We start from the raw sequence: 8,633 nt of genomic DNA on the forward strand, positions 1-8,633 counted from the left end.
CGATGCCAATGTGCCCGGCCTCGGCGCCATGCGCTATGTCGAAGTGGTGGACGAGGAAAGCGGCATCCTGATCTATCGCCGCAATCTGGACGCTCCCGGCTTGCCCAACCGTCTGTTCCGGCTGGAGACCCATCTGTTTCCGCTCTGGGGGCTCGATGCGGCGCTCAAGCAGCATTTCAACTATTTCCACCGCGGCATCGAGCGGCTGGGAAGCGAGACGGCGACCCAGATCTTCCATTTGTTGAACACCACCTCGCTCTATGTCAGCGGGCGGCTCACGCTCAGGCAATATGACGCGCTGATTCATGAGCGCTTCACCTGGGTGACCCTGCTGCACGATCCCTATTACGAACTGGCCGAGCGGCTGATGGCCCTCAAGCTGGTACCCAAATATGGCGATGCCCTGCTGGGCCAGCGCGATCTCTCCGTTTTCAAGCCCGCCATCGATTTCGTCGCCGACCTCGAGACGGACGAGGAGGGATTGGTGAAGGCCTTTGCCGAAATGCCAGGGCCGGTGATTTCAATCCTGTCCAACCCGCTTGCGCGCCAGCTTGCTGCCGAGGGCTTCGACGCGCTGTTGCCGCGCGGCGCCGTGGCGACGGCACTCGCCAATCTTGCCTCCGCAGGCGTCGTCGGCATTCGCGAACGGCCGCATGTCTTCGCCGAGGACCTCGAACAGATCATGCGCATGCCGCAGGGCGCCGTGCAGATCGCGCCCCTGCTGCCGCCGGTCCAGGCCCTGGCGGAACGGCTGCGCAGGCTGCCCGAGACCGAGGTGCTGCTCGAGGCCGATCTCGACATCTACGGCCAAGTCAAGGCGGCGGTCGCAGGCGGCGGCTGACAGGGTCGAAGAAATGCGGTTTGCGCATCGCCTATCGACATGCTGGCAGTCGCGAGTTTATGTTTGCGCAAAGCAAACTTTTCGTGCTATTTCAAAAGGCGTACACGATACCTAATCGGAAGTACGGGTGGCCGTGGGGGACAGGCCGGAATTCCGAGGGATGCAGGAGGAATGAATGCCTACAACCTACGGTCCAAATTCAGGCGGTGTAAGCTATACCGTCGGCGATCCGAATATTCTCGGGCAGCGTGACATCGACATTTCAGGCGGTGCGAGCAGCCCTGTTACCGTCAGCAATGTACCGACTGGTAATATTGTTACGACCAACGGCGGCACGACTAGCATTGTTAATGCGCTTCTTGGCGGTACTTACGCGGTGGTCCCCGGCGTAACGGGGCAGGTTAACATCGTCGTCAGCCTGGCGACCTTGACGCCCAACACGATCTATGTCGGCGGTACGGCCACGATCAATTCGGGTGCCAATGCCCTGAGCGGTCTGGTGCTGAATGTCGACGGCGGCAGCGCTACCATGTCCAACGGTATCGTCGCCAATGCGTTGAGCGGCACGACGGTCAATCTGACGGATGGTGGCAGCTTCAGCAATGGCAACAACCTTGCCAATGTGCTGACGAGTTCGACTATCAATTATGGTCCCGGCGGCGGTACCTTTACCGTCAACGGCGGCGGCACGCTGATCGATCTGTCCAGCACGACTATCAATGGTTTCGCGACGAACAATGGTCTGAACCATCTGGAGTTCCAGAATACTTCGGCTGCGGCAGCTACCTATCAGATTTCGAATAGTGGTAGCGGACAGAGCATTGTGGTTCGTGATGCCAACGGCAACATCATCGCGCAAGCCAATATCGCAGGCCAGACGCTTAACACCGGCACCTACACCCCTGGCGATCCAGGTCCACTGACCATTAGTGGTGACGGCACGAGCCTGACTATCACCGACTTGGCCGTTGTCTGCTTCCTCGCTGGCTCGCTCATCCGCACGGCCACTGGCGAAGTTGCGATCGAGAATATCCAGGTCGGCGACGAGGTTTTCGTTTCCATCGATGGCAAGGACGAACTGCGCCCGGTGACCTGGATCGGCTCGGGCCATGTCTTGAGCAACCCGGTGTATCCCATGGACATGGGCGGCTATCCCGTCCGCATCCTCAAGGATGCGATCGCCGAAGGCGTGCCCTATCAGGATCTGCTGGTCACGGCCGAGCACAGCTTCTTCTTCGAAGGCAAGCTGGTGCCGATCCGCATGCTGGTCAATGGCCGGAGCATCTTCTATGACCGCTCCTTCCAGACCTACACCTATTACCATGTCGAGCTGGCCCAGCATGGCATCATCCATGCCAACGGCATGCTCTCCGAGAGCTATCTCGACACGGGCAACCGTAAGAACTTCGTTGCCCAGCACGGCGTGGTGCCGTTCCCCGGCAAGGCCAAGGACTGGTCAGTCGATGCCGCGGCGCCGCTTTGCGTCGAGCGCGCCTTCGTGGAGCCGATCTTCCGCGCCATCGAGGCCCGGGCGGCCCTGCGCAACGATCCGGTGCAGTCGCAGCCGGTCGAACTGACCCGCGAAGCCGATCTGCACCTGGTCACCGAGAGCGGCCGGGTCATCCGCCAGGCCCGCGAAGCCGATGGCATGGCCCTGTTCATGATCCCCTCGAATGTGCGGTCGGTGCGCATCGTCTCGCGCGCCAGTCGTCCGGCCGATACGATCGGGCCCTATGTCGATGACCGCCGTTTCCTCGGCGTGCTCGTCGGCGCCGTCACGCTGCAGGACGGCAATGTCCGCCGYGAGATCGACACCCATCTGACCACCCGCACYCTGCGCGGCTGGTCGGTGCCGGAAGGGTCTCGCCGCTGGACGGATGGCGATGCCGTGCTGCCGCTCGGCGAGCGCGCCCCCAACGCGATCGCCATGCTGGGCCTGCGGATCGTGGCTGCCGGACCCTATGTGGTCGAGGCTGACGCCGCCGCGGATGCCGCACTGAACGGCTGACAATATCGACGACAAGAATCAGCCAGCCCTTGAACAGGGCTGGCTGACATGCTTTTCAGGGGCATGCGCTACGCCACGATCCTGCAGCCTGGCCAGGTTTGGATGTCTTCCGGTTGCGAGGATTCCCAGCGAATCGTCGTCGACGTCTTCAAGGGCAAGGTGCTCTATCGCCTGGCGTCGCAATCGGCGGATGATGTGCCGCAGGAGGCCTCCCGCAGTGCGTTCCGGCGCTGGATTGCCGAGAACGGTGCTGAATTGACCGATCAGGATGCCGAGGCGGGACAGAAGGTTTCACCCAGCGCCGAACTTGGAAAACGAATCCGGGCATTGCGGCAGGCCGCCGGCATGACCCAGCAGCAGCTTGCCGATGCGGTCGAGGTTTCGCGTGCGGCGGTCGCCTTCTGGGAAACCGGGCGAGAGGGCAGCGTCAACAAGCATCTGACGGCTTTGTGCCAGGCGTTGGGTGTCGGGGAAGACACTTTGCTGAACGGGCTCGCCGAAGAGCGTATCGAGACCACCCTGTCGCCCGACGAGGCCGATCTCATCGCGCTCTATCGCATGCTCAGCCCGAGCCGGAAGCTGAGCGCGCAGAAATGGCTGGAACGCCAGACGAATCAGCGCGAATCCGATGATGGATGAGGCGTCCGCGCCTGGGTGAGATGCAAGCTCCTCGTCTCGTTCCCGGTGCAGGACTCCTCTTTTTTTTGAACGGTTTCCCAGCCGAAAACCTGCCGGCTTCGGCGGAGAATGCTGCAGCCTTGCCATGCCGACCGGCCAGAGCGTCCCCGGGCATCGCATTGCCATTCCAGAAATGGGCTGGATTAGCCAAAAGTAGAATTATATAGAATCAAAATAGGTATTAACGCCGCCGCGCCGCCGCCTGCGAGCGACGGGTTGGCTCCTAACCTCGGAAGGGATTGCCTGGTGTCGGTCAGTTTTGCGAAGCCGTTGCATTCGCCCCGGCCCTCAGGCCTGTCTCCTGTCACCTCCGGGCCATGAAGAGTAGGAACATGTTGGATTCCTTGCCTCCGGCCGAAACGGCGGATCCCAGGATGGTGGGGGATCCTGCCCTGCGCCTCTGGTTCGATCAACGCGAATGTCGGCCGGTCTCGATCGAAGGCGCCATTCATACCTTTGTCGTGCCGCCGGACTTCAGGCAGGCGCGCCTCGTCTCGCGATCCGGCCAGGTCGAACCTGTGGAGGACGATGAGCGTGTGCTCGGCGTGGCTGTCGGGCGCATCTGCCTGCGCGGCGAGCATGGCCTTCGCGAGGTCGCGCTCGACCATCCCAGGTTGGAACATGGATTTTATGCCTGCGAACGCGAGGGGCAGATCATGTGGCGCTGGTCGAACGGGGACGCCCGGTTGCCCGCCGACCTGCTGGATTATGACGGCTCCGCCCCGGTCCTGATCGAGATCCACCTTCACACAAAACTGTCGGCCTACCGGGTCGATCCGAGCGAGGGCGGCAGTGCAGCCGATGGTTCGGCCGGCCGAAACGCGGTGGCGTAGCGGGAGCGTGCGTGGCTGGCAAAAGTTTTCGAAAGACAAGGTGGAATCGCCGCAATGATGCATTCATTGCTGTATTCATGACGGACGGTGTTTCTCCTCTGCAGTTTTTATCGCGCGATCCGGCTCGTGAAATTGCGTGATATTTGCTGCCGAACCGATGAAGATCACCAGCCGGAAGAGGACAACGGGCAGGAGCTGAATCGCCTGCAGTCTTTTTTCGCCCCTGCGATTTCCCGTGGCACTATATCCACAAACCACATGTCGTGCTGGACCAAGATGTAATTGTCATGGCGACGGCGATCGTCAACAGATAGTAATGTGTTCGACGTATCGATGTAGGTCTTGATCAGGAGCTTGAAGCCCAAGGATGATTGTTTTGCCATTTGGCTAAGCCTCCCCGTTTGGTGGGGTGTCTCTACCGCCCGAGACGCGGATGCAGGACCGGTACTGACCGGCCGCCGCGATCGGAACCAAAAGCGTGTTTGAATACCGGTGTAGTATGGGCAAGAGCTCTCGTTTCTGGACAAAATTGGCACCGATCAAGAAGATGCCTTCTTTCGCATCGTCGGGGCATCAGGCCAATCCGGACCTCAATCTACCGAGTGATTTCGACTGGCAGGTCTACGTCAGCGCCCACACCGATCTGCAATCCTTCTCGCAGGCCAGGGCCGAAAAGCACTATGCCAGCCATGGGGCGGCGGAAGGTCGGCTCTATAGCGAGAAGGGTATCGGCCACTACATTGCCGAGCTCGAGGCCGAGCATGGCAAATTGCCGGAGCTGTTCGACTGGAAGGAATATATCGAGCGCTATTCCGACCTCTCCTCCCTCGGTTCGTCCTATGCGGCCGCCAGGCACTTCCTGCTGCATGGCCGCAAGGAAGGGCGTGTTCCCTACCAGTTCGATGCCGATCTCTACCGCTCCCTCTATTTCAAGGGCATCCAGATACCGAACGACGCCCTGCTGGAGCATTATCAATCCATCGGCAAACCGGCCGGCGCGGTCGCAACGCTGGACCAGCTCGCGCAGAGCGAGGGGCTGCAGGACGGGTATTGGCTGCGCTTCCTCAATCTGGAGGAGTTCAACCTTCTCAACTCGCGCTGGGTCGGGGAGGCCGCCAACAAGCAGGAGGCCCTGCAGGCGATGATCCGCGAAGGATTCGAGCGCCTGGCGCCGATCTCCTTCGTGCACGCCTTCGATCCGGTCTATTTTGCCGACGCCAATCCGGCGCAGGCCGGCAAGGCGTCGGCCGAACTCTATCAATATTGGCTGTTCACGGGCCTGAAAGCCAAGGTGCCCGGCAATGCCGCCGAACATCTCAAGCTGCACGGCCTTGCCTTGCTCGAATATCCGGCCGGGTTCGACTGGCGGGCTTATGGCAGCCGGCCTGGCGTGACGCCCAAGCATCGCTGGGACCTGCTCTATCATCTCACCGTGAACGACGCGATCCCGGCGCATGAGATTCCGCTCGGACCGAGCGGCGGCCGGGACTTCCTGCTGGCCCTGGCAGGCGCCTTGAAGGTGCGCAATCCCGACCGTGCGGCCAGCCTCTATGCCTTCCTCGACCGCAAGGGCCCGCTTGGACCGGTGGAACGGGAGCGCTGGGCCGATTGCCTGGCCGCGCGGGAAAAGTGGGAGGAGGCGCTCCCCCTCTATCGCCAGGCCATCGACGCCGGCTCGATCCAGGTCCAGACCGCCGTCAAGGCGATCGAGGCTGCCTTGAAGCTGCGCGAGCCCGAGCAGGCCGTGGAGGTGCTTCTCCAGACCAGGACGGCTTCCGGCGGAGACATCCGTTGGCGCGAGGCGCTGCGCCAGACCATCGATGCCGCGTTCCGGGAAGCCTGGATGGCGGCCGAGGAACTCTATGCCAAGGAGCGCCGCCAGGAAGCGGACGATGTCATGACCAAGGTGGTCGCCGACATCGCAAGCTGGTGGAACACCTTCGATCCGCCCGGCCCGCCGCTGCCGGCAACGCCCGATCAGCGCGTGGTGATGCTGGCCAATGTCGATTTACGGCAATGCACGCAATATCGCGTGACCCAGAAGATCGAGATCGCCAAGGTGGCCGGCCTCAAGCTGGAAGTCTACACCCAGGCGGAGGTGGATGACTTCATCACGGCCATGCCGGGGGCCAGCGCCGCCATCTTCTATCGCCTGCCGGCCCTGCCGTCGAACATCCGGGCGATCTCGATCTGCCGGGCGCTCGGCATCCCCAGCTATTACGACATCGATGACCTGATCTTCGACGGCACCCATTATCCCGAGCCGATCGAGACCTATGGCGCCTCGGTCAGCAAGAGCTTCTATCATTCGCTGCAGATGGGGGTGCCCCTGTTCCGGGCGGCGCTTGCGATGTGCGATTATGGCATCGCCTCCACGACCCTGCTCGCCGGCTACATGGAAAAGCTGGTGCGCACTGGCCGCTGCTTCGTCCTGCCCAACGGCATCGACAGCCATGACGCCGACCATTTCCAGCAGCGCATTCCGCGCGTGCGGCGCAACGATGACGTCGTGCTGTTCTACGGTTCGGGCACCAAGGCGCATAACAGCGACTTCCTCGATCTCGTCGGCGGGCCGTTGCTGAACCTGATGGAGCGCCACCCGAATGTGCGCCTGATGGTGGTGGGCTATCTGTCGCTTGACGAGCGTTTCGATGCGGTGCGCGAGCGTATCACCCAGCTCGAATGGACCAAGGACGTGCAGTCCTATTGGTCCTTGCTGGCCGAAGCCGACGTCAACATGGCCGTGCTCGTGCCGGCGCCGACCACCAACGGCAAGAGCGAGATCAAGTGGCTGGAGGCCGCCGCCTTCAACGTGCCTTCGGTGGTCAGCGCCACCCATCGCTATGAGGAAGTGCTCGAAGACGGTGTCGACGCCTTTCTCGCGCGTACGCCCGAGGAGTGGGAAACCGCGCTCGAGGCCCTGATCCGCTCGCCCGAGCGCCGTCAGGCCATGGCCGAGGCGGCGCGCGCCAAGGCCGTGAGCTTCCACAGCCTCGAGCGCAATGCCGAACGGTTCAAGGAGTTGCTGGCGCCCGCCTTCAATCGCAGCGACACCCGGCTGCAGCTTTCCCGGCGCAAGAAGCGCATCCTGTTCTTCAACATCTTCTTTCCGCCGCAGACCATCGGTGGCTCGACCCGCGTCATCAGGGACAATATCGACAGCTTCATCGGCTCGAACTTCGCCACCGAATGTGATTTTGCGGTGATGACGTCGGACAATGACAACCGCAAGCCCTACCAGCTGCGGGTCGAGAACTATAAGGGCATCCCGGTCTTCCGGGCCAATTCCCCGATCGAGGACATCCAGGAGTGGCGGCCCTTCAACGAGCGCTATGGCCAGCTCTTCGCCCGCGTGCTGGAATTCTGGCGGCCCGATCTGGTGCATATCCATTCCCCGCAGCGGGGGAGTGCCTCGCTGATGACCGCCTGCATCCGGGCAGGCGTGCCCTATATCAACACCGTCCATGACGGCTGGTGGGTCTCCGATTACAACTTCCTGACCGATATCACCGGCGCGCCGGTCGAGCCGGAGGAGGCGCTGCCCTCCAGGCCTCCCTTCGGCAAATCGATTGGGCGTTCGCTCGAACGCCGCCGTCGCCTGCGCATCCTGCTCGAACGCTCCGCCGCCATCCTGGGGGTCTCGGATGCGTTCACCCAGATCATGCATCGCGCCGGCTACCCCGCAGCGCGTTCGGTGCCCAATGGCGTGCCGGCGATGGAACGCGTCAGGAAGACCCGCTCCCCCAGTGGCAAGGTACGCCTGGTCCAGGTCAGTGGCGAAACCCACCACAAGGGCTTCCACCTCGTGCAGGCCGCCTTCAAGCAGGGGCGCTTTGCCAATCTCGAACTGACGATCGTCGATCATCAGCGCTTTGGCGGGCCGGTCCTGGAAACGCGTTGGGGCGAGACGCTGGTCCGTTTCGTCGGCAAGACCAAACAGGAAGACATGCACACGCTCTACGCGCAGCAGGACGTCCTGCTGGTGCCCTCGGTCTGGCCCGAGAGCTTCGGCCTGGTCTCGCGCGAAGCCACGTCCGCCGGTCTGTGGGTGATCGCCTCCGATCGCGGAGCGATCGGAGAGGGCATCGAGCATGGCGTCAATGGCTGGGTGCTCGACGTCGCCACGATCGAACCTTTGTTAAGTACGCTCGAAGAGATCAACGCCTCCCCCGAGCGCTATCTCGCTTCGCCGCCGGCCCTGGCCGTCAAGCCACGCACCGCCGCGGACCAGGCGCGCGACCTGATCGCGATTTATCGCGACATTCTCAAGCGC

General features: G+C 62.4%; 5 protein-coding genes. All 5 read left to right on the top strand.

Annotated features, from left to right (window positions below; translation table 11 throughout):
• Positions 1-841, top strand: an 841-nt coding sequence (locus tag ACTJKX_RS37175) for a hypothetical protein (protein WP_440728396.1), incomplete at its 5' end; no start/stop codon positions are given.
• A 175-nt stretch (positions 842-1,016) separates the two neighbouring features.
• On the top strand, positions 1,017-2,849 hold the full coding sequence (locus ACTJKX_RS37180; protein WP_440728397.1) for a Hint domain-containing protein: 1,833 nt from the start codon (positions 1,017-1,019) through the stop codon (positions 2,847-2,849).
• Between the two features lie 48 nt (positions 2,850-2,897).
• Positions 2,898-3,488 (top strand): helix-turn-helix domain-containing protein, encoded by a 591-nt coding sequence (locus tag ACTJKX_RS37185; RefSeq protein ID WP_394315662.1) that lies wholly within the window; start codon positions 2,898-2,900, stop codon positions 3,486-3,488.
• A gap of 371 nt (positions 3,489-3,859) precedes the next feature.
• Positions 3,860-4,360 (top strand): hypothetical protein, encoded by a 501-nt coding sequence (locus ACTJKX_RS37190; protein ID WP_440728398.1) that lies wholly within the window; start codon positions 3,860-3,862, stop codon positions 4,358-4,360.
• Between the two features lie 547 nt (positions 4,361-4,907).
• Positions 4,908-8,633: glycosyltransferase (locus tag ACTJKX_RS37195; protein WP_440728399.1), on the top strand; the 3,726-nt coding region annotated here is incomplete at its 3' end.

The organism is Labrys sp. 22185, assembly GCF_052045555.1.
GTDB lineage: Bacteria > Pseudomonadota > Alphaproteobacteria > Rhizobiales > Labraceae > Labrys > Labrys neptuniae.

Excerpts from the sequence above, each read along its gene's own strand:
- ACTJKX_RS37185 (WP_394315662.1), top strand. The coding sequence starts at position 2,898 with ATGCTTTTCAGGGGCATGCGCTACGCCACGATCCTGCAGCCTGGCCAG.
- ACTJKX_RS37190 (WP_440728398.1), top strand. The coding sequence starts at position 3,860 with ATGTTGGATTCCTTGCCTCCGGCCGAAACGGCGGATCCCAGGATGGTG.